A 26,322-nucleotide genomic window follows, 5' to 3' on the forward strand; every position below is an offset into this window, starting at 1 on the left:
CGCTCGTCTACGCAAGTACGGGCCTTCCCAACAGCCTGCTCGCCCGCGCGGGCTTATGGATCTCTCGCGCCCTGAGCAAAACCCGATGTGGCAAACCCGGTCCCTGGGGAGAGCAGACGCGGCCGGATCGGATCCAGGTGGAACTTGCAGGTTGGATCAAAGGAATGTTCGACGAGATCTGCTCAGCGAGTTTCGGCAACTGCGGGCATGAGATCGGGATAGGAAAATTAGAAAGCTCTGGATCATTGCATTGTGGGATGATGATCGACCATCCGATCGACTGCAACGCGATCTTCTGCGATGTTCTTCCTCAGATCGGGAAAGCCGATCTACGCTTGGAGGCGGTGGTGGTGGCCGCTTTGCAGACGCTGACATGGGTAAAACCGTATTATACATACGATGATCAAATCGAAAGCTGCCTGGATCTCTATGAGCAAGACCGTTATGAAATGGAAAAGGGGAGCGAGGATGAAAAATATTTCCAGGAGAGACTCCAGTGGCTCCAAAATGGGATTCCTCAAGAGTACCGGTTTCTTTTCCGAGGGAAAGACAAGCCGGTTTTTCCGGAGCTTCCGCCCCCTCCCCCGGATGACTCCTGGTTATACCGATGGCATCTCTGGGCGGAGGAGGTCCGCGAGATCAGTACCAGGTGGACCCGGCCTATCCGAGAAGAGGCGCCCGCCGGGGACTATTATGATGATAATTTTTACCCTGAGTTACTGACACCGCTCCTCTGGTCCACCTCCGATCCCTTGGTCGAAGCATTCGATCAGGAGGCGCAGGGGTACTATGAGAATTCTCTTGGCTCGAAATCGGTCTTTCCGTTCAAGAGCGCTCAGCAGGTTTCCGAGGTCCTCACGGACCTTAAACAGCTGGGCGAGTGCTATCGACTGCATTTAAAGGCATGCTCTTTGGCGAGGCCTTCGCTCGCCCAGGGAAATGGGCGGTCACCAGAGGAGAATGAAAATGGTACAGACACTCAATCTTAACGCAGCACTGCTCTATTACACCGGACGGGATTCCCTGCCTTCCGAGGCGATCCATTACTGGCAGATCCATCCGATCGAGATATCTGAAAAGGGGATTCCGCTGCTGAGGGAGGGGCGTCGCGTTGAAATGAAAGATCTCGAATCGCTCTGCAGGGCTACCGCGCCGGATCTCATCCGAAATATCGGCTGGATCGATCCCATGCTGCTGGCCTACGGCGTGGGATCGGAAGGCCCTCTGGTTTTCTTCCGGCCGCAGGTTCGGCGGCCCATCTATTTCGGACGGCAGATTTCGCTGAAGTCCGGCGTGGTTTTATGGCCGTCGCTGGTTCTGGTCGCGTTCTCCCGGCGACTCTATGTCTTCGTGACGAAGACCATCTTGCGTCCCGCCCTTTCCACTTCGCTACTGATGCCTCCCTTTCTCAATGTGAATGCCAATCATGAAGTCTGTCTGGGTTCAAGCCGCATACCGGGAGGGGGCATGCCGCAGGAGATGGAGACCTGGGCCGAGGCATTTTACACAAGCGCCTTCACCCATACGAATGCGCCGGATAACCACTTCCTGAAACAAGGAACGATCGTGCAACTCTGGGAGGCGCTGCTTTCGGGTAAACGAAAACGCTTTCCGTATCATCTTCTAAAACCGGCCGGGATCACTCTCCGGCAGCTTCTACAAAAGATAGGACTCGATGAATCCGAAAGATGAAATTATTCAAACGCGTCTTCCCACAGTGATGGTTCCGGTGTTTGAGCCGTTACCAGCCTTGAAAGCGGGGGAGACGCGGCTGGCGATGGCCGAAGATGGCTTATGGATTGAGATGGATGCGGGCTGGGGGCACTTTTGTCGGCCGCTCTGGAAGAGCCGACGAAAGTTGCCGTATGGAAATGTTGGAGCGTCATCACAGCTTCGCTGCGGCCGCATTCCACTGAAGTTGATCGAGCGATTTGCCGAACAGGCTAACGAATGGGCCGATTCTGGATGTGAGACCGCGGCCTGGATCACCTGGGGTGCAGACTGCGGCTGGGAGTATCTTGTGTTGGAGGTTCTGGAGCGATCGGCGGTATCGGTGCGATATCAATGGCCGGATTTAGATCCGGAGACCGTGCTTGTATTGGACCTTCACAGCCATGGAGCCGGGGCCGCGTTCTTCTCCCACACCGACGATCAATCCGATCTGGGATTCCCGCATTACTCGCTGGTTTTGGGCCGCGCTGGTAAAGACCGGCCGCTCACTCAACTGGATTGCAAGCTGCGGCTCTGTCTCGCCGGGTACTTTTTCGACGAGCCGGCGCCTTGGGTTCAAGCATGATCGGAGGGATCAGTGCGGCACTATGTCCGTTTCGATAACGATTTTCGGCCGGTGGAAATTCATCTGGTTGGCTGCGGCGGGACAGGCAGCGCCCTGGCCACCCGGCTGGTACAACTCAATATGGCACTGATCGCCCTGGGACATCCGGGGATGAAGGTCACTGTCTATGATCCGGATATTGTGAGCGAGGCCAATATAGGGAGGCAGATGTTCTATCGCGCCGATGTCGGCCATCCGAAGGCGTCCGTGTTGGTGACCCGGATCAACCAGTGCACCGGTTTTTCCTGGGAGGCGGCGCCTATAAGATATTTCCTCAAAGGCTACCGTTCTCCGGATCTTTTGATCAGCGCGGTCGATACCGGTAAGGCGAGGATCGAAATCGGGGAGATCCTTCGGAGAGGAACCGCCGGCGCCTACTGGTTGGATTGTGGCAATAGCCGAAGCCAGGGGCAGGCGGTTTTCGGGACCGTGCGGGAGGTAGAGAAACCGAAGATCCAAGACGTGATCGGGCGGCTCCCGACGGTCTTGGATCTCTACCCCGAAATCAGAGACCCAGCCAGGGAGAAGGATCAGGGGCCTTCTTGTTCTCTGGCGGAAGCGATCGAGCATCAGGATCTCTTTATCAATCAGTTTGTCGCGATCGAAGCCGTGGAGATGCTCTGGAAGGCCTTCCGATACGGCTTTCTGGAGTATTCCGTGGCGTATGTCAGTTTAACACCGCGGAGTACCTCGGTCCTGCCGATCGATCCGAAAGCCTGGGAGCGATTTGGGTATTGGACTAGACGCGGGCGAAAGAGGAACGGCGGACTGAGGGATCATTGACAAGGGAGGAGGATTAAGAGATAACCCAACAAAGGTGTAAACGGACTGGCCGGAGGGATGGAGGCCCCGGGCGCCTTGACTTGACCGCGACTGGTCTATATACTGGTCTATATGAAACAAAATAACGGGGAAAAAACATGAAAAGAGAAATTGGTTCCTACGAAGCGAAGACGAAGCTCTCAGAGTTGCTGCGGCAGGTGAAAGCAGGAAAGAGTTTCACGATTACGAGTCGGGGGGAAGCTGTCGCGGACCTTGTGCCGAGCGTCGGGGCGAAGACGAAAGACAAAGCTGCGGCGGTGAAAAAGATGAAGGCGTTCATGCTGGAGAACCCGGTGCGCGGGGTGAACATCAAGGAACTCATCGAAGAGGGGCGCGCGTGAGGTTTGTCGTCGACAATTCCGTTTCGATGCGCTGGTTCTTCGGCGACGGCAAGCCGCAGGAACTCGCCTATGCCACAGAAGCGCTTGACGCGATGCGGGACGGGAGTGCGCTCGTGCCGGTCACATGGGGGCTCGAAGTGGCGAATGTCATCGCAAGGGCGGAAGCGAAGGGATTGGTCACAGAGGCTCGCAGCGAGACCTTCCTCGGGATGCTCGAAGAGGTGGATATCGAAGTGGATGATGCGACTTTCTCGCATGCGTTGTCGGAGACCCTTCAATTGGCTCGGCGTTACCGGCTTTCCTCCTATGACGCCTCCTATCTCGAACTGGCTTTGCGCGAGGGGATACCTCTGGCGACGCTGGATGAAGAGCTACAGAAGGCGGCCAAGAAGGCGGGCGTAAAGCGATTTGCAATAAGATAAGTGAAAGGCATAACGCTGCAACGCAGATCCACGAATGCCTAACGGCCCTGGGGTCGAAAGTCCCAATCTGTGGCATTAAGGTTCAGACGAATCTTGATTGTGATGAAGAGGCCCGGTTTCCCGATGAGGGAGGCTGGGCCTCTTCCTTTTTCAGACCATGATGGAGATCTTTATGAGCGGGAACGCAGCCAAAGAATTGCAGAAGGCACTCAAACAACTTCAGAGGTTTCAGAGAAAACTCAAGGAAGTCGAAAATCGCCCGGACGAAATCGAGGAATTGGTGGAAGAGGAGGTATCCAATCTCTGGAAGCCGGTGGACCCGATTCAGCGCATCCGAATACCGGCCGCGCCGGATATCCGGCTTCCTTTTTTCATGCCCGCCCGGCAGAGAGAAGTCGCTTATATCGAGGCTTCCGCCCACGAAGCGGGGCTCTTCCTGCTTCCGTACACACAGACATTCCGAGAGCAGTTTACAGAGCGCTTCGAAGCGAAGATCTCCTCTGTAAGACGGCTGCTGCAGCGATTACGGGATCTGGAGCTGGAATATCATCAAGAAGCCAAGACGCAGTCCTTTGAAAACGAGGCTCCGGATGATAAGGACCGGGCGACGAAGGAGGACTTTGAGCGTCTGACCGGTGACTACAACTTCTTCAAGTACCTCCATACGGTCACCCTGGATAACAGCAAACTGGGACGACTCTTCAGTGAGATCGGATCTCTACTGGGAGAGGCGCAGAATGGAGGGATCGTCGCATGTCTGAAAAAGGAGCAGAGCAGCGGCAGGACCGGCGGCGCCCTTGCAGAGGCATTGGAGTCATTCGATCAGATCGCGCCCCTGTGCGGCAATATGTATCTCTCCTCCATCGCCTCCTGGGCTTCGTTGTCCAACTTCATCTCCTCGGAAGCCAAGAAGCTCGAAAGGGAGATGCTCGATGGAGTAGGCCCTGAGATTTACCGGCCTGACTATCTTGCCTTTCGGGAGACGATCAAGCGGACCACAGAGGGGTTATCGGGAGCGCCGACCTCCATGCAGGAGAAAGCGCTTTATTATGCCTATCTGAGTTTTCAGGTGCACCTATTGGAGAAAAGAAAGGATCCCTTCCGGCTGAATAACTTCGCCCAGGTCGGCGCCGGCAAGACCTACACCACGCCGATCTTCCTGAAGGTGTTCTCCCACCTGATTAATCAGAAGTGGGCGAAACGGCAACGCCCGCCCATCAAACTCCTCACACTCTATTTTACCGAGGCCAACCTCTGCCGGAATGTCATCAACTCCATGGTCGAGATCAGTGTTCCTAAAGACACGCTGCACCAGATCCAGATGAAGAAGTTGCCCACCCTCACAGTCAAAGACGGCGATTGCGTCGTTCTCAGCCGCCATGAGTTCGGGCTCAAGGAGGAGGAAGAGATTATTCGACCTCTGGAGATCCTCATCCGAAGAGGGTTTCAGTTCATGATCGTCGCCGATGAATCGTCGTTCTTGAAGAACTCCGAGAGTGGGATCTCGCATGCGATGGAGCGCCTTTACGCCTATCTGCGGCGAAGAGGAGTTCTCTGGGTGGACTATCGCCTCTCCGCCACCCCCACGAACAATGACACCGGCGATTTTCTCTATCTGTTGGCGACGAATCGGATCAACATCGGCTCCTTTCTTCATGCCGATCCCGACATCGCGCTGAAAATGGAGGCGCATCTGGCCGCAGGACAGGAGCGCTCCGATCCCGAGCACAGGATCACATTGAACCAGCTTCTGAGACTATTGAATCGCGGAAGTTCCCGGACCGGAATTCTCTTGATGATGAACCTCATCGAAAAATCGGCAAAAAACGCACAGGACAAAGACGGAGAGAAAGGAGGAGAGGATACTGAGAAGTACGTTCTGGAACTGGTCTATACCGACTGCGCCGGCGCCATTCTCTCACTCTATTACATGGCGGTTTACCACTCGCATCGTTTCAACATCCCCTCCTGGTTGGGAAAGGATAAAGAGGGTCACAGCGTGGAGCCGACCCTCCTCGACGTCATGAATAAGCTTGGCGTCGGCTTTACCCGAATTCATCAGCCGGCGGGGGAAAAAGTGAAGCATCTCATCGGCCTTGAGCGGCCTCTGGTCCATCCCGGATCGCGGGAGATGAGCTGCCTGATCCCCTGCATCCCTCTGCTCAAAGAGATCGCATCCGCCTTGACCTACGATCGGGCGCTGAACGCGGATGAGGAAGTCCATTTCCAGATCAACGCCAAACAGCTGAAATCGAATCTCCTGGAGGCGGTCACCAATCTCGAGGTGTTGGAGAAGATCAGAGAGTTTCTCAATCTGATGATGTTCGTGAATCTGGTCCGAAAGGTCAGAGGCAGCCAGCGCGCCTGGTGGACGGTCGGAGAGGCCGTAGAAGTGGAATTCCGAAAGCTGCGGTTGGAATTCGTGGCGGCCTATGCGCAGGTTCGCGGTATCCCGTTGATTCAGAAGGAAGAGGTGGTCCATCGGAAGGTTCATCAGGGGTTTCAGATCGTCGAAGAGACGGAGTGCTACCCGTACTTGGCGATTGAGTCTCATAAAAAGAAAGATCTCATTTGCCTTTTGCGAGGTCTTTCTTATGAAGGTCTCTTGTGGCATCGGCTCCTGGACGACTTGGCCCAGTATTTTGCTCCGGTCCGTTTCTTTGAGATGGTCGATCTTCTGGAGGAACTGAAGACTGAAGGAAAGACCCTGCGAGAGAGGGAGAGGCTCGATGAGGAGATCGAGAAAAAGCGATCCCTGATCACGGAGATGCTGATCGACGCCTTGGGGCTCTCTTACGAGATCCAGGAGTATGCAAAGGTGCTGACCCTTTTAGAGGGCGATGTCACAGAGCTTCCGGCGGAAGAAGACGACCTGCTCCATTTTCGGCCGTCGATCCTCTCGAAATACCCGATCTTTTTAAAAGAGGTCCTCGATCTGCTCAAGAGTGTGCTGGAGGATCTGCAGGGGTCCGAGCGGTTTGCTCTTGCGGATGTGATTTCGGATATCGGCAGCGAGAACGTCGATTTGGCGCAGACCCTGGCCGAATACGGGATCATCTTCAAGGCCTCCGAGTCGGTCAATTTTCCGCTGGTCTTGCGGTTTGCAGACCGGATTCTACAGAAGCTGGGGTCGATCTTTGCCAAAAAAGAGATACAGCTGACCCTCCGGGAGGAGGATGTCGGTGGCATCCGGCGGACCGTCGCGAGGAGCGCAAGCTTTGAGAATTTCGCAAGGAAGCTCTCGGAGATGGCGAAGGTTCATGAATCTCCGGTGTTGATCTCCTGCCGCTATCGCTTCTCCCAGAAAAGTGTCGCGGCCACGACCGGGGCCCTGTATGCGGTGACCGGGGAGACGGATAAGGCGGAGCGGTATCGCATCCTGGAATCGTTCGATCATATGGATGAGAAGATGGGGCGGGTCTTGGTAGCGACCACCCGGTCGATCATGAAGGGATTTAACCTCTTCTATGCCCAGTACGGCTGTATGTCGGAAGGACTGGACAACGCCGAAGTGCGGATGCAGATGGCAGGGCGGCTTCGTCCCCTTTTCCCGCAGCATCTCAAGGAGATTCAAAGGATGTTGGAAGTATTGAGAAAAGAGAAGCCGGAGGCGCCGGTAATCCTGCATTTGGATCGGTTGTCGAAGAATGTGAAAGTCTTCGATGTGATCTCTCCGCAGATCATATCGGGTTTTCCGGATATTCAGAATACGAAGGCGTTTCTGCTCCATACCTTTCTTTTCTCCCAGACCCATCAGCGATCTTTTCCGGCCATCTTCTCCGATGAGGAGGTCTTCCACTATGTCGACACCGAGCCGGCATTTAGCGCCAAAACGGTGGAGGCCTTCTGCCGGAAGACCATCGAGGAGGCGATCGAGGGATACCTGTTGAAACTGCGTGGGAGGAAGGAGATTGTGGTTTCGGAGCTGATCGAGATGATGGAAGAGGAGATTGAAGCCGTGGCCTGCGAGAATATCAAGGCATCGAGCTATCTTCCCCTACTTCAGGCGGCGTCATAAGAGATTTTTGTTCTCGAAAAGGGGTCCCCCGGTTGGGGGGCCTCTTTTTTTTTGCCTTTTTTCCCGGGCATGTTTGCCGAAATCATCTAAGGGAGGAATATATTGGAACCCGATGAGATGGAGAGTGATCCGTTCGATATGGTGCAGGAGATCCTGAACAGCGACCACTATACTTCCGGAGAGAAGGAATGCGTGAAGTTTCCTCCCCCTCCAGTTAATATGATCCGGACCGGCACCAGTATTCCGCCACCTAGATCTTAAAAAGCCTGGCCCGGTTTAAGACTTCTTTAACCCAAGTGGAATGGGTCTTGGGGTCGTGTCGGTCGATCTTTACTGTCGCTGATCAAAACTTTATCTTCGGGGAGGCCGATCCGAGAGAGGGGTGGAGGTGATATCCCATGCCCGTCTGAGACCGGACAGTGATGGCGGATGAAACACTTTTAAAATTACGGCTCTTGAAAGAGGGGGTCCTAGACTGGTGCATACCTGCGGCCTATCGGAAACTTTTCGTCGAGCAGGCCGAGAAATTAACCGACATCACAAAGCTACAGGTCTCCAAATGGCGGCGGCGCGGAGAGTCCGAATCGTCTTCTGACGATGGCCCCAGGAGATGAGGAGAAGGAGCTTCCTGCTGGTCACCGTTTGGTCACTGTTTATTTTTACGTTCAGGTGTGATCTTCTAAGTTGTTGATTTTTGGTGGAGCTGCGGGGGATCGAACCCCGGACCTCCTGATTGCGAACCAGGCGCTCTCCCAGCTGAGCTACAGCCCCGTAAAGGCAGGACAAAAGATAAAACATTTCATGGCGATTGTCAATTGGATCTTCGAGCGGCGGTTTTTTTCACCTCCGTGGCCATGAACCACATCCCGAGATACTTGTTGATGAAGTGCTGACGCGGCAGGAAGGAGAGAAACGGGCGCTTCCGAAATCCGAGTTGAGAGATCTGAGACCAAAGGCCGGAGTGCTCCGGATTCAATTTCAGCCCCTTTCGGAAAACCGTAAGCGCCTTCTTCTTGTCTCCCGTTTTTAAATAAATCATGCCGAGATTCTGATAAAAGCCGGGCTCATACTGATCCATTGAAATGGCACGCTGACAATAGGTCAATCCGCTCATGATGTTGTTGCGCGCCATCGCGTAGCAGAGGCCGAGCGCGGAAAATAAAACAGGCGGAACATTTTCTTCCGGCAGGTCTGAAAAGCGCTTTTGGCTCTCAAGCAAGGTATTCAGGGCTGAATCCCAATTTTTTTCACGCATGTAGGCGAGACCTAGTTCGAGGTATTCCTCTCCAGTCATCTCCATTCTCCCATGGTTTTTACTTCCGGTGGACTACAAAACATAAAAACGAAACCAGTCCCTTCTTCGTCTCCGGCGAGTCCGAGGAATCCGGCCTTGCGGAGAATCAGTTCTGCTCATCGATCAAGACGGCGGTTCCAACGGCGGAAAGGAGGAGAGAGCGTGGATCGATTCGATGGAAGTTGAAAGAGGTTCCCACCACGGCATTGGCGCCGAACAGGGCCGCTTCGCCTCGGAGATCGCGAAGCGCAAGCAAGATTCCTGTTTTTAGGTGGCTTCGATAAGTGGTGTTGGTTGAGTAAACCGCTTTTTCAGGGATCGAGTGAATCTGGTCCTCCAGCTCGATAATGATATTGGCATTGATCAGTCCAAAGTAGTTTTTGACTTTTCTTCCCTCTACCTTTTGAGTTGTGGTGATCAAAATTTTGTGAGCCCCTTCTTCATGACGTGCCCGGCGTTCCGGCTCGACGACGCGGATCGGCCCCTTACGATTCGTTTTGAGCCCTTCTTTCTCCGTCTGCTCCGGAGGAGAGAGCGCTGGACTTTCTTCTCTCTCTTCGCTCTCTTCCCGCTCTTTCTTTTCCCTTCTCTTTGACGTCGTTGCAGCGGCGGGAGAGGGAGGGTTGCTCGCCGGCGCCTCCTTCACGCCGGGGAGCGTCATTTGACACTGGATACATCGGCCGGCCTCACGCTGTTCGCAGCCGCAATTGGGGCAAATCATCGGGCGCTCCTTGCGGAAGCGCGATCTCGAATATGAACTTTTCTCCCGTCTACCGTCAATTTCCCCTCGGCATAAAGCTGGAGAACCTGCGGCAGAAGCCGGTGCTCTTCCGCCAAAATCCGCTCCGACAGCTGCTCTACGGTGTCTCCCTCGAAGACAGGAACCGAAGCCTGCGCGATGATGGGGCCGTGATCCATCTCTTCATCGACAAAGTGGATCGTGCATCCGCTCACACGAACCCCGTACGACAGCGCCTGTCGCTGGGCATGCATTCCGGGAAAAGCGGGGAGGAGACTCGGGTGAGTGTTAATGATCCGATCATGGTATGGCTGAATCAGCGTCGGCGTGACAAGGCGCATGTAGCCGGCCAGCACCACTAATTCGACGCCAAACTCTTTTAGTTGCTGTAAAACCGCGGCGTCGTATTCTTCTCGACGACTGTAGTGCGTCGGATCGAGAAAGAGCGCGGGGACCTGATACCGCGCCGCTCGCTCCAGCGCCGCGGCGTCCTTCTTATTGCTGATCACCACCGCTACGCGTGCGGAAAGCTTCCCCTGCTTGATCGCATCAAGAATCGCCTCAAGGTTGCTCCCTCGGCCGGAGACGAGGATGCCCAGTCGAAGGGCTCCTTCAGCAGGGTTCAGGACAGGTTCCTCTTCGCTACACATAAACCACCGTTCCATCTCCCTTGACGATCTCGCCGATCACGTACGCTTCCTGTCGGAGCCGTTTTAGAAGGGAGCGCGTTTGGGAGAGCGCCTTTGGCGAGATCACCAAGATCATTCCGATCCCCATGTTAAAGTCGGTGTACATCTCTTCGGTGTCGACCTCTCCCATTTCTTGAAGGGTCCTGAATATGAAAGGGACCTCCCACCGGTCGCGCCGCACCTGGGCCGCACAACCGGGCGGAAGAACACGCGGAAGATTTTCAGTGATCCCTCCGCCGGTAATGTGGGCCGCTCCTTTGATTTGGACTTTCTCCTGAAGTTTCGAGAGGGTTTTTGCGTAGATGACGGTCGGGGTCAACAGAATTTCTCCGACCGATTTCGACTCTCCGGGAAAGTGGTCCTTTACCGTAAGCCCCATCTTCTCGAAAACAATTTTCCGGACCAGGGAGAAGCCGTTGCTGTGCAGGCCCGAAGAGGCCAGGCCGATCAAGAGATCTCCCGGCCTGATTTTCTTTCCGTCGATGATCTTCTTTTTGTCCACCGCCCCCACGGCGAAGCCGGCCAGATCGTATTCTCCCGCGGGGTAAAAGGAGGGCATCTCCGCCGTCTCGCCGCCGATCAGGGCACAACCGGCCTGCCGGCATCCGTCCACAATCCCTTTCATCACCTCCACCGCCTTCTCCGGAAAAAGCTTTCCCGTGGCGAAGTAGTCCAAGAAAAAGAGCGGTTCGGCGCCGGTCACGATGACGTCGTTGACGCACATCGCGACGAGGTCAATTCCGACCGTATCGTGGCGGTCGGTCATAAAGGCGATCTTCAGCTTTGTCCCAACCCCATCCGTGCCGGAGACCAGGACCGGCTCCTTAAACTTTTTCGCTCCGAGGGCGAATAGGCCGGAAAAGCCTCCCAAGTCGGTGAGAACTTCGGGTCGATGTGTTGATCGGACCATGGAGGTGATTTTTTGGACGAAAAGATCGCCGGCGTCAATATCAACACCGGCATTTTTGTAGGTCAGTCGCGCCATCATTTACTCGTGAAGGGTGGGCTTTCGATTTTTTTTAGAAAAAAGGTAACCTCATAAAAGTGATCTGTATCATACCGCAAGATCAGGAAAAGGTCAATTTAGGGGCCCTTTTCCCGGCGGAAATCGAGTGGAACGAAATGGCTTTAAACAAACAGATGAGCGGCTCGTCCCCCGCGATAACGAAAGACTCCATAAGATACATCATTCTTGACAAAGATTTTTTGCGGGCTACGGATCAAACAGGAGGGGTTTTGTCGGCGGCGAGTAGAAACCGCAGTGATGGCCCAATCCTTGTATCCTCGCTATCGTTTCTTCCGGTTTGTTTATCAGAAGTCGGTTTTTCCATTCGCCGTTTCAATTTCTCTTAAGCATTTCGTTTCTCCTATTGATCACCTCCCTCTAACGTCCGTCCTAATCGAGAGATCAAAAACGATTGTCTTTCCCAAAAAAATCGGTTATTCTGACGGAGTTTATCCATGTTTTAATCGATTATTCTGTTTGATGAGAAATAATCTAGTGAAGGGCTATAGAACGCCATTTCGGTTTCACAGAAATTTTTCTCCAAAGTGCTGGAGAAGGGTAAGAACATTGGCAGTGGGGTCAGTGCGATCTCCGGAAGATCGAGAAGTGCGATAAAGTACTCCCTAGAAGCATAGAACAAAGGGGCATTGATGGCGGCAGAAGGATGGAAGACGAGAAGGAGATGTAAATTCCGATCGAGCGGTGCATTCTTCCCAAATCCTCCGGCGCGGGGTTCTTCGAAAGCGTCGGATCGATCGATTCAACCCTTCATCGCGGCCGCATCATCCCTGGATAAGCGTTCATAGAGGGTTAGGGAGTATGATGGAAAAAGAGGCATTCACCGGATCATCGCTGCCCGGCCAAAATAAAAGGAAGGTGGGTCGACGTTCCGTAGAGAGCGGGAACGTTCTCCGGAAAGTCTCTCCTCTCTTTGAGATTCTGGTCTCCGAACTCCATCACGCTCTCGGCCAATTGAAGCAGAAGCTCGATGCGGAAGAATCCGGGATTCGCTCCGAGAGCGATGAAGAACACCGGATGCTGCTTGAGGCGGAGAGCCTACACCACGCAGAGGGACTTTTAACAGAGGCCCTGGATCGTTTTATCTTGAGAATGGATAAGATGGTGAGGCATTTTACCCCTCAGGAGCATCGTATCCATCGCGATTATTTTCAGAAACATCTTCATCCCTTTCTTCTCCTCTCTCCTTTCGTGAAGCGGGCTTATTCGAAGCCGTTGGGATATCCCGGGGATTATGAAATGATGCGGATGTTGTATGAAGACCACGACCAAGGAGAAACCTTCTTCGCCCGTCTCATCAATCGATATTGTTCCCAACTCTCCCCGGCCAGATCGGTGATGGGCCGGGTTCCCTATATGCTGGGGAAGATAAACCGGGTCCTCGGCCGGGCCTCGGGGAATCGGGAAACCGTCTCGATCATGAGCATCGGTTCCGGACCGGCCAAAGAGATCCAGGAACTGATTCGGAGCAACCCCAAGAGTGATCGGTGCCACCTGACCATGATCGACACCGAGTGGGAGGCGCTGCAATATTCCCGCGCGAAGATCGACGTGTTAAAGGGGGTGACGCGGAGCCGCATCCAGATCAATTATGTCAACAAATCGATTCATCAGTTGGTCCACCATCCCCACACCTTTGATCTCTTCGCCGGGCAGGATTTGATTTATGTCACGGGCCTCTTCGACTATCTCCCCTTTCATATCGCAAAGCATTTGATTCAACGCTTGTACCGGCTTCTCTCCGAGGAGGGTGAGCTTATTATCGGAAATCTGGACGTCTCGAATGATGCCCGGTATTTTATGGAATATGGCGCGGAATGGTATGTCCTTTATCGAACCCCTCAGGAGCTTGTTCAAATGGTGGAAGGGATTTCTCCCGCCCAGGCTTTTGTCGAGACCGACGAAGAGGGGACACAGCTTTATTTGACCGTTCGAAAGGGGAAGAGGCCGAAGGAAAGCCTGAGCTACCCTCCTAAGGTCGCAACGGTTTTCTATGGAAAACAGTAACGACACGGAGCTTCTTTCCGCTTTTCAAGATTATGCACGCGAGATCAACACGTTCCGGCTCCGAATCGGCTGTATTTTGGGATTTACCCTGGTTCCTCTCTTCAGCTTGCTCGATTATTACGCCGTTCCTCACCACTTCAAAACATTTCTCCTGATTCGCCTCGTCTCCTCCGCAATGACCCTTCTTCTTTTTCTTTTCACCTTTACCTCTTTCGGAAAGAGCCATATTACTTGGGTAGGCGCCCTGACCGCCATTCTCATCGGCGGCACCATTGCGCTGATGACCCGTTACTTGGGCGGATACGAGTCCCCCTACTATGCCGGTCTCAATTTGGTGATGCTCGCGATTTCGATGCTTTTTGCCTGGGATGTGCGCATTACGGCAGCGATCTGTTTGATGATGTATACCCTTTATATCGTGCCGATTCTACTTTACGATCAGATCGAACGGACAGAGTTATTCATCAATAACAATGCCTTTCTCATCTCCACTATGTTTATTGGACTGACCAGTGCTTATTTTATTTCCAGATTGCGCTACCAAGAATTTGAATCCCGTTATAAAATGGAAGAATCGCGGAAAGCGTTGGAAGTCTCCAATCAGAAACTAAGGGAGCTCAGCTACCTGAAAGGTCAATTTTTTGCGGATATCAGCCACGAGCTTCGAACCCCCTTGGCGGTGATCCGGGGAGAGGCGGAGGTGACGCTTCGAGGAAAGGAAAAACCGGTGGCGGAGTACAAGCGGGTCCTCCACTACGTTATTCTCCTGGCCGATCAGCTCAATAAGCTGGTCAGCGATCTCTTGTTTTTGGCCCGTTCCGAATCGGGGGTGTTGCATATGGAGAAGCGGGAAGTTTCTCTGCAGGAGATTATTCGGGAGGCATCCCGCGAAGGAGAGATCCTGGCGATGCGGAAGGGGATTACGCTCAAACTGAAAGAGTCCGCGGAGGACGAACTTTTCTTGCAGGGGGATCCGCAGCGCCTCAAACAGCTTTTTTTGATCGTCATTGATAACGCAATCAACTACTCGAAGATGGGGGGAGATGTGGGGCTCTCCCTGGAGAGGGAGGAGGGCCGTGGAAAAATCACCATCGCCGATCACGGCGTCGGTATTCCAAAAGAGGCGATCCCCCACGTTTTTGAACGGTTCTATCGGGTTGAAAAAACCAAATCGATGGCAAACGGGACGGGACTCGGATTGCCGATCGCAAAGTGGATCGCCGAGGCCCATGAAGGGAAAATCACGATCGACAGCGAAATGGGGGCCGGCACAAGGGTGACGGTGCATCTTCCCCTCTCCGAGAAGGTGAAGGTCTAGAATGGAAATTCTCCTCGTGGAAGACGATGAGCGGATCGTCAGTTTTGTGAAAAGGGGATTGGAGGCGGAGCATTACAGTGTCGACGTGGCCCATGACGGCCAGGAAGCGATCGACATGGCGCGGGCGATTCGCTACCGGTTGATTATCCTCGATCTGGTCCTTCCGTTGAAGAGCGGCTCTGAAGTCTGCCTGAGGCTGAGGGAGGAGCGGATCGAAACCCCCATCCTCATGCTGACGGCGAAAGATACCCTCGAAGAGAAGATCGAAGGGCTTCGGATCGGGGCGGATGATTATTTGACGAAACCGTTCGCCTTCGAGGAACTCCTCGCCCGGATGAAAGCGCTCCTGCGCCGCGGTCCTTATCGCGAGGAGAGCCAAGACTTGAAGGTGGCCGACTTGATCCTCAGCCGGGAGACCCATGAAGTCCGCCGGGCCGGAGACCTCATCACCCTCACCGCGAAGGAGTTTGCCCTCCTGGAATATCTCATGGCTCACCCCAATAAGGTCATGAGCCGGACATCGATCCTTGAAAAGGTCTGGGGATATCATTACGATACGCTGACCAATGTGGTCGACGTTTATATCCGTTATTTAAGGAAAAAAGTAGACGAAGGGTATCCCAAAAAGTTGATTCAGACCGTCCGGGACATCGGGTATAAAATCTGCGGTTGATCGCTTCCTTGTCGCCGATTCCTCCATTGTGCTCCTCTTTTTCTTTTCTCTTTTAATTTCTTTCTAATCTTTTCCTCATCTGTTTTTCACCTTATCTCGTTAAGCTAGATTTACTAGATGAAAGTAGACGGATGCTCAACGTGAAAAAACCGAGGGGGAAAAAAATGTCTTCACTCACGCTGAACGATATGGCCCAAAAGGCTATCTTCAATCCACCTAGGGAAAATAAAAGAGTCGTTTTCAATGAAGAGATCCTTCTCTGGAAAGGAACATCGCTCCAGACGAAGAAGCCTCCCCGGTCCGCGATCATCGGAAGAGCCAAGAATATCAGCAACGGGGGGGTCTGCCTCGTTACAAAAACAAAGCTGGAGATCAATCAGTTCCTGAGAATGGCCTTTAAGCTGAAATCGGTTCCGATCAATATTCCGACCCTCGTCGAAGTGAGATGGGTGGAGAAGGTATCCGATTCCTACTTCAGGGTCGGGGCCCGGTTTATTTATTAGGGATCTCATCGTCCTCTGTGATCGTTCTCTCTCCTCGGTTTGCGCCGGAATGGAGGATCTTCAGGGTGGAAACGTTATTTCCTCCCCCGCTTTTTTTCATGCTCTTTGTCCGTCACCAGATCCTCCGGACAGGACCGGTTCTCCATGGGTGATCAGGCCAAAACAAGGGAAGAGCTTCTCAAAGAGCTGACGACGCTGCGCGCCCGCCTTAACAAAATGGTGATCGCAAAGCGTCTTGCGGTGAAGAAAAGGGTGCGGGCGAAAAGAAAAGGAACCCTCCCGTACCGAAGAGAGCGCAATCCGACCCGGGCGCAGAATCAATTACTCTCCTATATCGCCCACGAGCTGAAGACCCCTTTAAACAGCCTCCTCGGATTTATCCAATTGCTGCGGAATGGAACGTACGGGATGCTCACGCCGGAGCAATCTCAGGCGATCATGCGGATGAATGTCGACCTTTTGGAGTTTGTTCACCTGGTCAACAATATCTTGGATTTTTCGAAAATCGATTCGGGCAAGATGCCGGTTCAGGTGGTGGAGACGAACCCCCGTGAGCTGCTCGAGCGGGTCTCGATGCTCTTTGAGCCTTTTCTCCGTGAGAAAGGACTTCAGCTGGAGCAGAGAATCGATCCCGACTGTCCGGACATCGTCATGACCGATCCCTTGAAGATCAAGAGCGCCCTCATCAACCTCCTGAGCAACGCGATTAAATTCACGCCGAAGGGAACGATTCAAATCGGTCTCTGCTCTCTTCCGGGGCAGAGGGGGATTCGGCTCTCCGTCTCGGATATCGGCATCGGGATCGCACCGCAGGAACTCCCCCATCTTTTTGAAGGAAATCAGCGGGAGGTCGTGAGAGAATCACCCTCTCTTTATGGCAGCGGGACCGGCTTGGGGTTGGCCATTGTCAAAAAAATGGTCTCCGCGCTTGGAGGGACCATTCGCGTTGAAAGCGCATTGGGGGTCGGGACGACGTTTACCCTCGATATCCCGGAGAGTTCTTGTTCCTGAAGGGGATCTCTCCGGCACCCGCGGGAACAAAGTCAGGCCGTATATCCATTGCGATGAAATAGGGAGCGTGTATGCGTATCTTAATCATTGAAGACGATGAGCGAATATTGGGGTTCTTGAAGCGGGGCCTGGAAGGGGAGGGGCATGCCGTCGACCTTGCCCTCAACGGAGAGGACGGCCTCGGTTTTGTGAAGATGCGTTCTTACGACGTTATTCTTCTCGATGTCTATCTCCCCGAAATGAATGGAATAGAGGTGTGCAAAGAATTAAGGCGTCAGCGGAGGATGACCCCGGTCTTGATGATGACGGCGAAGGATTCGCCGGAAGTTCAGCAAGAGGCCGTTCGGGCCGGGGTGAATGATTACCTTCCGAAACCGTTTTCGTTTGAGCTGCTCCTGGCGAAAATAGACGCATTGGGTCTCTGTACGATCCCGCCTGAAAACTTATCCTAAAAAATACGCCTCGGTCTCGGTCCGATAGGTCTTAAACGGATCTTCCATCGAGAAAGGTTTTTTCCCCTCGATATAAAAACTCGACCAGTTGATCACATAGGGGGTTTGCCGTTCCAAGAGAGATCGGATCAATTCTCCCCGCGCGGAAGCGCGCGTATTCCGGGGGGGACATTCCACCGCCAGATCGATGGCATCGTCGGTGGTCCGACGGAGGGCCTTTCCTTCTTCTTCCAAGGCGACGGCGAGCCCGCGAGAGCGGTTGAGATTATGGTACTCCAGATCGAGGCTGGCCATCCAGGGGTCCTGCCAGTCGACCCCTTCCGCCTCTCGAAACGACTCCAGAAGCCACCATTTTGAGATCCAGTCGATCTTGCCGACCAGTCGTTCCGGATCGGCGGCGAGCGCCTCCAGCGTCTTTCCCCATTCCGAGATGATCCAATCGGTCTGATCATCCTTTCCGGCGAGCGTTCGTTCCGCTTTTTGTTGAAGAAGGGATTGAAGCTCGACGGCGGAAATCCGCTTTCCGTTCTGAAGGGTGACGATCCACTGCCGCTCCGGATCGCGCGAGATCTGCCTTAAATCGAGAACAGCGTCCGCCAGCGCCAGATCGTCCGGAACCGCCCCTTCCTCGATCAGGGAAAGCATGATGGAGGTGGTTCCGAATTTCAGCGCGGTGGCATATTCGAGCATGTTGGAGTCGCCGAGGAGAAGGTGGATGCGCCGATACCGGTTCGGATCGGCCAGCGGCTCATCGCGGGTGTTGATGATGGCGCGGTTGAACTGGACCCACTGGTAGAAATCGTTGACGATATGGTCGGCCCGCTGCGAGATCTGAAAGTCGATCTGCGGCAGTGCCCGCTCGCCCAGAGCGACCCAGCCGTCGGGGACCAGATGCGCGCCGACCCGCCCCGTCCCGGTGAAGATCTGGCGGGTCACCAGGAAGGGGATCAGCTGGCCCAGGCCGTCGTAGGAAAAGGGGAAGTCGCGGGCGACGAGGTAATTTTCATGTGATCCGAAGGTGGCGCCGGTTTCATGATCGACATTGTTTTTGATGATCGAGACCCGTTCTCCCAGCCCCAAGGCTTCGACCGCCTCCTGCAAGATTCGGTCTCCCGCCCGATCATAGGCAACCAGATCGGTGAGGGAGAGGCACTCCGGTGAAGCATACTCCAGATGTCCCATGTCGATATAGATCCGGCCGCCGTTGAGAAGAAATCCGCCGTTTCCCGGCGGCTCGTCGTGGGCCCGATGGTGCAGGTCGATCAACCCGAGTTTTTTCTTTTTGAAGATCGTCTCTTTGATTCGGTACGCGATCCGCTCAGGCGAATCGTTCGGGCGCTCTTGATTCACCAGACAGCCGTATTCGGTTTCGAGACCCATAATCCGCGAAAGCATCTATTTCAACCACCCCTTCAGCGCCTGTTCGATTTCGTCATGAGAAAGGGTCCGGTATTTCGAGCTCCCCGGCTGGGTCCGGTCAAGAAGGGCCGCTTCGAGGGTGTGCGATTCGAGCGACCGCTTCAACAACGGATCGAGCTCCTTTGGCGTCGGGGGGGCGCCGGCCTCTTTTTCCGCCTCCAGATCGGTCGGAAGCTGAGAGACCGCCCAGGTTCTCAGGGCAATCTGCAGGGCCTCCTTGAGCGACACGGAGTGGGTCTCCCCGGCGGCATTGAGAAAAGCCGCCATCCGCTCGCTCATCGGCGCCGTCGGCGCCAGGACCACCCCGCGCTCCTGCTCTTCGAAGACCCCGTCATAATTCAGATGGAAGAAAAGCGCCTTGCCGGAGAGGATGCCGATCTCCGCCATCACGATCTTTGCAATGTAGGGAGCGTGAAGCACCTCTTCAAAGGCCTGCTTGACCATCGGCGCCAAAATAAATTTCATCAGCCGGCGGACCGTGACATCGACCGGGGAGCGATTGAAGCCTTCCACATGGGCGGCATCGAGGACGACATTTCGCAGCTTCTCCAGATCGGCCGGATGGCCGATTCCGCCGAACGCGATCTGGTCATACACTTCATACAGCTTCGACGTGCCGGCGCCGAGGGTCGCCATCAAGACCCCGTTTTCATAGGGGAGGGCGACGATCGGGCTGCCGGCGGAAAGTTGTTCTTCAAGATAATCGCGCCGATTTCGAACCGCTTCGACCCATCGGTAAGGCTCGTCATAAACCATTTCTCTCTTCCTTTCAGAAGTCAGATGTTATCCGATGCCCAGCCCCGGTTCTCCCGCGGTAGAGCGGCCGACGACGTTTCGTGAATAGAGCGATTCGAGTGTTTTCTGAGGAATTTCTCGGACCCCTTCCATCGTGACCAGTTTAATCACCGGGTAGAGATGGGCTTCTCGGTTGCTCCCGCCGGTGGCGGCGTCGAATTCGGCCGCCGTCTCCAGGAGTCGCATCGTCAGGGTGATCGCCGCCTCCTCGGAGAGCTCGGCCAGCGGGCGCTTCCCCCAGCGATTCTCATACTGAAGGATTCCACGAATGGCCGGGGAACCGGAACCGGAGGTGGTGAATTCAACCGCTTCGAATCCGGCGCCGAGAATGTCGTAGAAAAAGAGCTTCCCTTCTTTCCGCGCCACATCGTAAACAGCATAGATGGGGGCGACGGCGCCGATCCCCTGGATTGCCATCGGGATGTTTTCCTTGAGGAGTTTCGAGAGGGCGCGGACCTTTCCTTCAAGGCTCAGCTCCTGAAGCTGGCTGCGCCGATAATACTTGAAGGTATGCTCCATCACGCGGGCAATTTCGAAGGCGGTCGCGGGGACCCCCGCGATCGCCATCACCGAATGGCGGTCGATCTCGAGGACCTTGTCGGTCCGGTCGTACATCACCGTCGTTCCAGCGGTCGCCCGGCGATCTCCCGCAACCAAGACACCCTCTTTGTATTTCAGTCCAAAGATGGTCGTTCCTTGCGTCAGGGCGATTTTGCTTTCAATCGGCTCTCTCCCTTCCGGAAGGGTTCCCGGTCCTAATTTATAACCGTTGGTTTTGAGAAGAGACCAAAAGTCACCATTATGCATCGATTATTCTCCGGTTCTCTGTCGGTACCGCTCCGCCTGTTTCGGATCGACCTTCCGCATCCGCTTTAAGAGATTTTCCTTGCTGGAGTCGGTGTCGGGACGCTTCGGTCCGGTCTCCTCGCGCGGTTTTTCGAGCGGGTTCACCGGGCGTTCCCGTCGTTCCATGAATTCGGTCATGATCTTTTCTCCTATGAATTAAAAATCTCTTTGAAGTTGGCGGCCGCCCCGATGCGGGCTCGCAGCGCGGCGATCTCGGCCGGATCGAACAGGGTGTTCATCTCCAAGGTTTTATTGAAGAGTCCATTTTGAAAAACCACCCGTTCCCATTGGATTCGCTGGATCTGGTCGTAAAACTTTTCGATGCAAAGCCCTCGGATCGCGGCGCGAGTGTCGGCGGGGGGGGTCGTCATCGCATCTTTGATCTCCGCTTCGGTGGAGAGCCGTTCCATCGCTCCTTCCATCTCCAGACCGATGAAGAGCCCCCGGTCGGGGGAGAGGTTGTGGTATTCGAGATCGAGACCCCGAAGGCGCGGGTCGTCCCATCCGCACCCTTCCGCCTCCATGAAGGTTTCGAGCAGCCATTTCTTGGCGACCCAGTCGAGCCGGTTCGTCAGCATCATCGGGTCGATTTCGAGGTCGTTCAACACCTCTTCCCACTTTGCCAGGACCCATTGGGTGTCCGGATCGGCCTCCTGCCCGAACGCCTTCTGCGCCGCGGCGAGGTAGAGACGCTGGTGGTCGATCGGCGAGATCTCTTTCCCATTCATCCGCTTGATCGGTTTTTTGCAGGTCGTATCAAGCGAAACGGCGTGGATTGCGGCGACCGGCTCCGGGATCGCCGCCGCGGGCGCCGCGCCGATTTCGATGAGACGAAGGGTCAGCCAGGTGGTCCCCACCTTCAGCGCGGTGGCGGTCTCCGACAGATTGGCGTCTCCTAAAATTTGATGAAGGCGCCGATATTGGTTCCGGTCGGCGTGGGGCTCGTCCCGCGTGTTGATGATCGGCCGGCGGTCCATCGTATCGACCGACATCTCCACTTCGACGAAATCGGCCCGCTGCGAGAGCTGGTAGACGCCGGCCCGGTATCCATCCCGGCTCTCGATTCCGACCTTCCCCGCCCCAGCGAAAATCTGCCGGGTCACGAGGAAGGGGGTGAGATCGCGGATGATTTTGTCGAAAGGGATCGATCGGGGGAGAAGGTAGTTATCGTGGCAGCCGTAGCTGTGGCCGTAAAAGTCGGTGTTGTTTTTGTAGAGCTGGACCGCCGGATTCCCGAGGGCCGCGTTCCGCCGGTCGGCGCAGGCCTGGACGATCCGCTCCCCCGCCTTGTCGTGGATGACGAGATCCCGAAGCGACCGGCACTCCGGGGTCGAATACTCCGGGTGGGTGTGGTCGTTATAGAAGCGGGCGCCGTTGGTCAGGGCAAGGTCGCTCTTCATCTCGTGAAAGGAGAAGGGCCGGTGGCGGTCTTGTTTCTCGAACGCTTCCTCTTCTTCATCCTGCGCCAGCTTATCGGCCCGGAATCCGCGGGCGTCCTGCCGGGGGTCTTCGCCGCTGTAATCCCATCCGGGACGAAAGGGACGGGTGAGATAGGCGCGGACCAACTCCATCGACTCCACCACCGGATCGACCGCTTCTAAGTCTTCCCGGGTAATTCCATACTCGGTTTCGATCCCAAAGAGCTTCAGCATTAGATAACTCGCTTCTCGGGTTTGGGCCGGTCCTTTTTGTCGAGCAGAGAGAGGCCGACGACATTCTCCGGATCGACGTCGATCAGCTTCAGCCAATCTTCGACGATGTCGTTGGGGGGGAGGATCTCTCCCTCTCGGTATTCGGTCTCCACGGCGAGGGTGACGTCTTCAATCGTGATTCCCTCTTCCCCTTCGCTGATGGTTCGTTTGATCGCCCGCTCCTTGGCCCGTTGGATGATCGACGCGATGAGGGCGCCGCTGATCAGGTCCGACCGGTGGAGGATCTCGCGACGGCTGCTCCGAAGCTGCAATTCCAGAATCTGCTGCGCCGGACCTTTTGAAAAGATCGCATCGACCCCCGCCTTGATCAAGGCCTGACGTGCCTGCGCCGGATCATTGCCCTGGGCTTTCATCAGACTCGGCGCGAGGGGAACTTCCGGGGTCACGTAAATGCCGAAGATCTCCTCGGTGCCGGTCCGGTCGGGGCGATTGATTTTGATCTTCCGGTCGATCCGTCCGGGACGTAGCACCGCCGGGTCGATCAGGTCGGGGCGGTTGGAGGCGAGGATAATCACCATCTCCTTGAGCGATTCGATTCCGTCCATCTCGGCGCAGAACATCGGAACGAGGGTGCTGAGGATGTTGTGAGAGCGCATCGAGCGGCGTGTTCCGAGGATCGACTCCGCCTCGTCGATGAAGATGAAGGGGAGGTAGCCGGCCCCCCGTTTTTCGCGGGCGCGCGCGAAGATCTCTCGGATCATCCGCTCCGACTCGCCGAGCCACATGTTCAAAATCTCGGGCCCCTTCACGTGAAGGAAAAATTCTTCGACCTGCGGGTTGCCTTGATCTTTCAGTTTCTGGACCAGGCTATAGGCGGTCGCTTTCCCGATCAACGTCTTGCCGCAGCCGGGGGGACCGTATAAGAGGAAGCCCTTCGGCTGGGAGAAGTTGTACTTCTTGAAGAGGTCGGGGTAGAGGAGGGGATGCTCGAGTGTATTGCGGATCGCGTCGATCGCCTCCTTCTGGCCGCCGATCTCTTCCCAGGAAACTTTCGGCGTCTCTTCCAGGAAATACTCCCGCCGCTGGGCGTTGTTGACCTTCTCCACGGCGACCCGGTGGCTGGCGTCGATCCGGACCTCATCGCCGACCTTCAGTTTTTCTTCGGTCAATTGGGAGGAACGGATCAGCAGAGACGACTGCGCTCCGACATCCTGCCCGACGCGAAGCCGGCCGTCCGGGAGAAGGTCGGTGATTTTTTGAACCAATCCGTTCCGGTCATAGCCGATGGCGCGGAGGACGACGAAGGCTTCATTCACCAAGACCTGCGTGCCGATCTGCAGCGCTTCCGGTTTGAGGCGCGGGTCAACATTCGTGTAATAGTCCGCCCCGCCGACCACGATGTGCGCCAGATCGGGCGCGGGGAGTCCCAGGAGGGTGCCGATCCGGTTGGCCGGCGCGGTGACCTTTTCCACCACCTGATTCAGCTTCTTGATCTCCGATTGAACCTGTTGGAGGTTCAGCTCCCCTTCGAGGATCTTGCCCCGCAGCGCATTCATTAAAGAATAGCGGGGATCTTCCTGGGGGGTGGACGCAAGGATGCGGTCGATCAGTTGGAGCGGGCCTTGAGAGCGCTTTTCCTGCGGAGTTTCCCGTTGCGGCGAATAATATTTGGATGAGTCGCTAATGGCGGTCTCCTTCCTTAATAATGAGGGTAATAAAAAATTCTAAACCGCTGGGAGGGGCTTGTCAATCATCATATGTTGTGTGATCCTCTTGAAAGGGGCGCGGCCTCGATTTCGACGCTCTTTATTTCTAATAAAATCCCCGCATACATTGTCTTCCCCGGCGGCTTCGGATACAATGACTGAAACCTTTCGGAGGTCCCCTCATGAAGACCCTTCAAGATCTCAAGCCGCTCATCGAATACCTTCAAGAGATACAACATCTTTCCAGCGCGATTTCGATCTTTCATTGGGACCAGGAGACCTACATGCCGCCGGGGGCGGGACAAGCGCGGGCGGAGCAGTTGTCGTCCTTGGGCGGTTTGGCGCACGACAAGAGCGTCGGGCCGGAAATGCAGCGGCTTCTCTCCCAGTGGGTTGATTTGAAGAGCGGTGGAATCAAGGGGGAGTGGGACGAGGCGCCGCAGGCGCTTTTGAGAGAGGTTTGGCGAGACTACGACAAGGCGACGAAGCTTCCATCGGAATTTGTCCGGCGGTTTGCGAAGGCTTCGTCGATCTCGGAGCAGGTCTGGGTGGAGGCGCGAAAGAAGAGCGACTTCTCGCTGTTTATGCCGCACCTCAAGACGATGGTCGATCTGAAGAAAGAAGAGATCGGCTATATCGGTTACAAGGATTCTCCTTACGATGCGTTGCTTGATGCGTATGAGCCGGGGATGACGGTGGCGCAATTGGTTCCCCTCTTTGCCGCATTGAAGCAGGAATTGGTGCCGCTGCTTGAGAAGATCGTCCACTCGCCGGTCCAGCCGAAGTGCGATTTTCTCCGCCGCTCTTATGCGCCTGAGAAACAGCTGGCTTTCGGCCAACAGGTTTTGGATGCAATGGGCTTTGATTTTACTACGGGCCGGCAGGATCTCTCGGCGCATCCCTTCACCACCTCTTTTCACCCCACCGATGTCCGGATCACTACGCGGGTGGACGAGCATGATCTCCTCTCCTCCCTCTACAGCTCGATTCACGAGGGGGGGCACGCCCTCTACGATCAGGGGCTCCAGGCCGATCTCTACGGAACGCCGCTCGGCGAGGCGCGCTCGCTCGGGGTTCATGAGAGCCAATCCCGTCTCTGGGAAAACGGCATCGGCCGATCGAAGCCGTTCTGGGGGTATTTTTATCCGATCCTTCAGAAGACCTTTCCGGAAGGGTTGAGGGGGGTCGATCCGGAAACCTTCTATGCGGCGGTGAACACCGTCCGCCCATCGCTGATCCGCGTCGAAGCCGATGAGCTGACCTACAACCTCCATATCATGGTCCGGTTTGAAATCGAGCGGGCATTGATCGAGGAGAATCTTCCGGTCGAAGAACTTCCGTCGCTCTGGAACGAGAAGATGCGTCAATACCTCGGCGTGGTACCCGACTCCGACGCCCACGGCGTCCTTCAAGACATCCACTGGTCGGGCGGGGCGATCGGCTATTTTCCGACCTACACTCTCGGCAACCTCTATTCGGTTCAGTTTTTGAATCAGGCGAAGAAGGAAATGCCGGGTCTCGAAGGGGAGATCGCGAAGGGGAATCTCCTGCCGTTGAAAAAGTGGCTGAACGAAAAGATCCACCGGTGGGGAAAACAATATCCGACCGAAGAATTGGTCCGCCGCGTCACGGGGGAACCCTTGAACCCAACCTACTTCGTTCAATATTTGAAGGAAAAATTCGGTCCGATCTATCGCGTGACATAAATCTATCTGTGGTATGCCGGCCGGATCAATCCCTTGACATCGGATCATCGAACCTGTATGCTTCCTGAAAAATTCAGGATAGCTATGTTTTTGAGTAAAAAAGCCAAATATATTACGCTTATTATCCTGGCTTTTTCCTTTCTCAATCTCTCTCTGGCCAGTGCTTGCATGGTTCCCGATTGGGCGCCGAAAGCCGACGATTGCTGCGTCCTGCCATGCAAGACCGTCACATCGCCGGAGCTGGCCAAAAGTTTCTGCAACCTGTCCGATCAGCAACGCTCCCTTCACGCAGGACCCCAGCTTTATATGCCCGCCATTCTCGTGGAGGATGGTCTTGCTTTGATTTCCCGCTCCTGTAAGGCCCCGCCCCCTGTTATTTTGTCCAGAATTGATTCAGATCAACCCCTGTCCCAACCTCGTGAGGATCTTTTTATCCTCCACCGTACCCTTCTGCTTTAAACCGATCCACTCCAAATCTCGTCACGACTGATTGCGCTCGTTTCTGAAAAATCAGAGTGCGCGATCGCTCATCTTATTTCACCCATATTGA

General features: G+C 55.1%; 26 protein-coding genes and 1 tRNA gene. 16 read left to right on the forward strand and 11 right to left on the reverse strand.

Annotation, left to right across the window (positions count from 1 at the left end; all coding sequences use genetic code 11):
• The first annotated feature begins 257 nt into the window (after window positions 1-257).
• The 8 genes from MCM46_16450 (at window position 258) to MCM46_16485 (ending at window position 8,552) form a co-directional block, all read left to right on the forward strand.
• Window positions 258-989 (forward strand): hypothetical protein, encoded by a 732-nt coding sequence (locus MCM46_16450; GenBank protein ID MCG3113407.1) that lies wholly within the window; start codon window positions 258-260, stop codon window positions 987-989.
• Window positions 967-1,692, forward strand: a complete 726-nt coding sequence (locus tag MCM46_16455) for a PRTRC system protein B (GenBank protein ID MCG3113408.1) — start codon at window positions 967-969, stop codon at window positions 1,690-1,692. The genes MCM46_16450 and MCM46_16455 overlap by 23 nt, the downstream gene beginning before the upstream one ends.
• Window positions 1,676-2,296, forward strand: a complete 621-nt coding sequence (locus MCM46_16460) for a PRTRC system protein A (GenBank protein MCG3113409.1) — start codon at window positions 1,676-1,678, stop codon at window positions 2,294-2,296. Before MCM46_16455 ends, MCM46_16460 begins: the two co-directional genes overlap by 17 nt.
• A 12-nt stretch (window positions 2,297-2,308) precedes the next feature.
• The gene (locus MCM46_16465; GenBank protein MCG3113410.1) at window positions 2,309-3,118 is read left to right on the forward strand and encodes a PRTRC system ThiF family protein; all 810 of its coding nucleotides are present in this window, start codon (window positions 2,309-2,311) and stop codon (window positions 3,116-3,118) included.
• Between the two features lie 137 nt (window positions 3,119-3,255).
• The gene (locus MCM46_16470; GenBank protein MCG3113411.1) at window positions 3,256-3,498 is read left to right on the forward strand and encodes a type II toxin-antitoxin system prevent-host-death family antitoxin; all 243 of its coding nucleotides are present in this window, start codon (window positions 3,256-3,258) and stop codon (window positions 3,496-3,498) included.
• Entirely contained in the window at window positions 3,495-3,920 is a 426-nt protein-coding gene (locus tag MCM46_16475) for a type II toxin-antitoxin system VapC family toxin (protein ID MCG3113412.1), read from the forward strand. Before MCM46_16470 ends, MCM46_16475 begins: the two co-directional genes overlap by 4 nt.
• Window positions 3,921-4,092: 172 nt before the next feature.
• Window positions 4,093-7,938: a hypothetical protein gene (locus tag MCM46_16480; GenBank protein MCG3113413.1), complete on the forward strand. Its 3,846-nt coding sequence runs from the start codon at window positions 4,093-4,095 to the stop codon at window positions 7,936-7,938.
• A gap of 422 nt (window positions 7,939-8,360) precedes the next feature.
• Window positions 8,361-8,552: a hypothetical protein gene (locus MCM46_16485; protein MCG3113414.1), complete on the forward strand. Its 192-nt coding sequence runs from the start codon at window positions 8,361-8,363 to the stop codon at window positions 8,550-8,552.
• 81 nt (window positions 8,553-8,633) lie between these two features.
• Here the strand turns inward: MCM46_16485 and MCM46_16490 are convergent.
• The 5 genes from MCM46_16490 to purM all read right to left on the reverse strand — a co-directional run bounded on the left by MCM46_16490 (window position 8,634) and on the right by purM (window position 11,645).
• Window positions 8,634-8,709, reverse strand: a tRNA-Ala gene (locus MCM46_16490).
• Window positions 8,710-8,749: 40 nt separating this feature from the next.
• Window positions 8,750-9,232: a tetratricopeptide repeat protein gene (locus MCM46_16495; GenBank protein ID MCG3113415.1), complete on the reverse strand. Its 483-nt coding sequence runs from the start codon at window positions 9,230-9,232 to the stop codon at window positions 8,750-8,752.
• 106 nt (window positions 9,233-9,338) lie between these two features.
• Window positions 9,339-9,953 (reverse strand): heavy metal-binding domain-containing protein, encoded by a 615-nt coding sequence (locus MCM46_16500; protein MCG3113416.1) that lies wholly within the window; start codon window positions 9,951-9,953, stop codon window positions 9,339-9,341.
• Window positions 9,950-10,621 carry a phosphoribosylglycinamide formyltransferase gene (purN, locus tag MCM46_16505; GenBank protein MCG3113417.1) on the reverse strand — a complete coding sequence of 224 codons (672 nt, stop codon included), beginning with the start codon at window positions 10,619-10,621 and terminating at the stop codon, window positions 9,950-9,952. The genes MCM46_16500 and purN overlap by 4 nt, the downstream gene beginning before the upstream one ends.
• The gene (purM, locus tag MCM46_16510) at window positions 10,614-11,645 is read right to left on the reverse strand and encodes a phosphoribosylformylglycinamidine cyclo-ligase (GenBank protein ID MCG3113418.1); all 1,032 of its coding nucleotides are present in this window, start codon (window positions 11,643-11,645) and stop codon (window positions 10,614-10,616) included. The genes purN and purM overlap by 8 nt, the downstream gene beginning before the upstream one ends.
• An 897-nt stretch (window positions 11,646-12,542) precedes the next feature.
• Between purM and MCM46_16515 the strand changes: the two genes are divergently transcribed.
• From MCM46_16515 to MCM46_16540, 6 genes are all read left to right on the forward strand, one after another.
• Entirely contained in the window at window positions 12,543-13,691 is a 1,149-nt protein-coding gene (locus tag MCM46_16515) for a class I SAM-dependent methyltransferase (GenBank protein MCG3113419.1), read from the forward strand.
• A complete protein-coding gene (locus tag MCM46_16520) occupies window positions 13,678-15,009 on the forward strand; it encodes an ATP-binding protein (protein MCG3113420.1) in 1,332 nt (443 codons plus the stop codon). The genes MCM46_16515 and MCM46_16520 overlap by 14 nt, the downstream gene beginning before the upstream one ends.
• Before the next feature lies 1 nt (window position 15,010).
• Window positions 15,011-15,682 (forward strand): response regulator transcription factor, encoded by a 672-nt coding sequence (locus tag MCM46_16525; protein ID MCG3113421.1) that lies wholly within the window; start codon window positions 15,011-15,013, stop codon window positions 15,680-15,682.
• Between the two features lie 164 nt (window positions 15,683-15,846).
• On the forward strand, window positions 15,847-16,185 hold the full coding sequence (locus MCM46_16530) for a PilZ domain-containing protein (GenBank protein MCG3113422.1): 339 nt from the start codon (window positions 15,847-15,849) through the stop codon (window positions 16,183-16,185).
• A 144-nt stretch (window positions 16,186-16,329) separates the two neighbouring features.
• Window positions 16,330-17,196 (forward strand): HAMP domain-containing histidine kinase, encoded by an 867-nt coding sequence (locus MCM46_16535; GenBank protein MCG3113423.1) that lies wholly within the window; start codon window positions 16,330-16,332, stop codon window positions 17,194-17,196.
• Window positions 17,197-17,267: 71 nt separating this feature from the next.
• Complete coding sequence (locus MCM46_16540) at window positions 17,268-17,648, forward strand: response regulator (GenBank protein ID MCG3113424.1); 381 nt, start codon at window positions 17,268-17,270, stop codon at window positions 17,646-17,648.
• Here MCM46_16540 and MCM46_16545 read toward each other — a convergent pair.
• Genes MCM46_16545 through MCM46_16570 form a run of 6 tightly spaced genes read right to left on the reverse strand, consistent with a single transcriptional unit; the run spans window position 17,640 to window position 23,916 of the window.
• Window positions 17,640-19,043, reverse strand: a complete 1,404-nt coding sequence (locus MCM46_16545) for a proteasome accessory factor PafA2 family protein (GenBank protein ID MCG3113425.1) — start codon at window positions 19,041-19,043, stop codon at window positions 17,640-17,642. The genes MCM46_16540 and MCM46_16545 overlap by 9 nt on opposite strands.
• Window positions 19,044-19,823: a 20S proteasome subunit A/B gene (locus tag MCM46_16550; GenBank protein ID MCG3113426.1), complete on the reverse strand. Its 780-nt coding sequence runs from the start codon at window positions 19,821-19,823 to the stop codon at window positions 19,044-19,046.
• A 27-nt stretch (window positions 19,824-19,850) separates the two neighbouring features.
• The gene (locus MCM46_16555) at window positions 19,851-20,669 is read right to left on the reverse strand and encodes a proteasome subunit alpha (protein ID MCG3113427.1); all 819 of its coding nucleotides are present in this window, start codon (window positions 20,667-20,669) and stop codon (window positions 19,851-19,853) included.
• 3 nt (window positions 20,670-20,672) lie between these two features.
• The gene (locus MCM46_16560; GenBank protein MCG3113428.1) at window positions 20,673-20,846 is read right to left on the reverse strand and encodes a ubiquitin-like protein UBact; all 174 of its coding nucleotides are present in this window, start codon (window positions 20,844-20,846) and stop codon (window positions 20,673-20,675) included.
• Between the two features lie 11 nt (window positions 20,847-20,857).
• Window positions 20,858-22,360, reverse strand: a complete 1,503-nt coding sequence (locus tag MCM46_16565; GenBank protein ID MCG3113429.1) for a proteasome accessory factor PafA2 family protein — start codon at window positions 22,358-22,360, stop codon at window positions 20,858-20,860.
• The gene (locus MCM46_16570) at window positions 22,360-23,916 is read right to left on the reverse strand and encodes an AAA family ATPase (protein ID MCG3113430.1); all 1,557 of its coding nucleotides are present in this window, start codon (window positions 23,914-23,916) and stop codon (window positions 22,360-22,362) included. The genes MCM46_16565 and MCM46_16570 overlap by 1 nt, the downstream gene beginning before the upstream one ends.
• 332 nt (window positions 23,917-24,248) lie before the next feature.
• Here MCM46_16570 and MCM46_16575 point away from each other — a divergent pair, with 332 nt between their 5' ends.
• Together MCM46_16575 and MCM46_16580 are read left to right on the forward strand one after the other, a co-directional pair.
• The gene (locus MCM46_16575; protein ID MCG3113431.1) at window positions 24,249-25,772 is read left to right on the forward strand and encodes a carboxypeptidase M32; all 1,524 of its coding nucleotides are present in this window, start codon (window positions 24,249-24,251) and stop codon (window positions 25,770-25,772) included.
• 57 nt (window positions 25,773-25,829) lie between these two features.
• On the forward strand, window positions 25,830-26,231 hold the full coding sequence (locus MCM46_16580; protein ID MCG3113432.1) for a hypothetical protein: 402 nt from the start codon (window positions 25,830-25,832) through the stop codon (window positions 26,229-26,231).
• Window positions 26,232-26,322 lie beyond the last annotated feature (91 nt).

Origin of the sequence: Candidatus Manganitrophus morganii, from assembly GCA_021651055.1 — a bacterium.
In the GTDB taxonomy this organism is placed as follows: Bacteria; Nitrospirota; Nitrospiria; order SBBL01; family Manganitrophaceae; genus Manganitrophus; species Manganitrophus morganii.

Bases quoted from the DNA above. Each gene is read 5' to 3' on its own strand.
- MCM46_16450 (MCG3113407.1), top strand. From the start codon at position 258: ATGATGATCGACCATCCGATCGACTGCAACGCGATCTTCTGCGATGTT.
- MCM46_16455 (MCG3113408.1), top strand. From the start codon at position 967: ATGGTACAGACACTCAATCTTAACGCAGCACTGCTCTATTACACCGGA.
- MCM46_16460 (MCG3113409.1), top strand. From the start codon at position 1,676: ATGAATCCGAAAGATGAAATTATTCAAACGCGTCTTCCCACAGTGATG.
- MCM46_16470 (MCG3113411.1), top strand. From the start codon at position 3,256: ATGAAAAGAGAAATTGGTTCCTACGAAGCGAAGACGAAGCTCTCAGAG.
- MCM46_16480 (MCG3113413.1), top strand. From the start codon at position 4,093: ATGAGCGGGAACGCAGCCAAAGAATTGCAGAAGGCACTCAAACAACTT.
- MCM46_16485 (MCG3113414.1), top strand. From the start codon at position 8,361: ATGGCGGATGAAACACTTTTAAAATTACGGCTCTTGAAAGAGGGGGTC.
- MCM46_16495 (MCG3113415.1), bottom strand. From the start codon at position 9,232: ATGACTGGAGAGGAATACCTCGAACTAGGTCTCGCCTACATGCGTGAA.
- MCM46_16500 (MCG3113416.1), bottom strand. From the start codon at position 9,953: ATGATTTGCCCCAATTGCGGCTGCGAACAGCGTGAGGCCGGCCGATGT.
- purN (MCG3113417.1), bottom strand. From the start codon at position 10,621: ATGTGTAGCGAAGAGGAACCTGTCCTGAACCCTGCTGAAGGAGCCCTT.
- purM (MCG3113418.1), bottom strand. From the start codon at position 11,645: ATGGCGCGACTGACCTACAAAAATGCCGGTGTTGATATTGACGCCGGC.
- MCM46_16520 (MCG3113420.1), top strand. From the start codon at position 13,678: ATGGAAAACAGTAACGACACGGAGCTTCTTTCCGCTTTTCAAGATTAT.
- MCM46_16525 (MCG3113421.1), top strand. From the start codon at position 15,011: ATGGAAATTCTCCTCGTGGAAGACGATGAGCGGATCGTCAGTTTTGTG.
- MCM46_16530 (MCG3113422.1), top strand. From the start codon at position 15,847: ATGTCTTCACTCACGCTGAACGATATGGCCCAAAAGGCTATCTTCAAT.
- MCM46_16535 (MCG3113423.1), top strand. From the start codon at position 16,330: ATGGGTGATCAGGCCAAAACAAGGGAAGAGCTTCTCAAAGAGCTGACG.
- MCM46_16540 (MCG3113424.1), top strand. From the start codon at position 17,268: ATGCGTATCTTAATCATTGAAGACGATGAGCGAATATTGGGGTTCTTG.
- MCM46_16545 (MCG3113425.1), bottom strand. From the start codon at position 19,043: ATGCTTTCGCGGATTATGGGTCTCGAAACCGAATACGGCTGTCTGGTG.
- MCM46_16550 (MCG3113426.1), bottom strand. From the start codon at position 19,823: ATGGTTTATGACGAGCCTTACCGATGGGTCGAAGCGGTTCGAAATCGG.
- MCM46_16555 (MCG3113427.1), bottom strand. From the start codon at position 20,669: ATGCATAATGGTGACTTTTGGTCTCTTCTCAAAACCAACGGTTATAAA.
- MCM46_16560 (MCG3113428.1), bottom strand. From the start codon at position 20,846: ATGACCGAATTCATGGAACGACGGGAACGCCCGGTGAACCCGCTCGAA.
- MCM46_16565 (MCG3113429.1), bottom strand. From the start codon at position 22,360: ATGCTGAAGCTCTTTGGGATCGAAACCGAGTATGGAATTACCCGGGAA.
- MCM46_16570 (MCG3113430.1), bottom strand. From the start codon at position 23,916: ATGAATGCGCTGCGGGGCAAGATCCTCGAAGGGGAGCTGAACCTCCAA.
- MCM46_16575 (MCG3113431.1), top strand. From the start codon at position 24,249: ATGAAGACCCTTCAAGATCTCAAGCCGCTCATCGAATACCTTCAAGAG.
- MCM46_16580 (MCG3113432.1), top strand. From the start codon at position 25,830: ATGCTTCCTGAAAAATTCAGGATAGCTATGTTTTTGAGTAAAAAAGCC.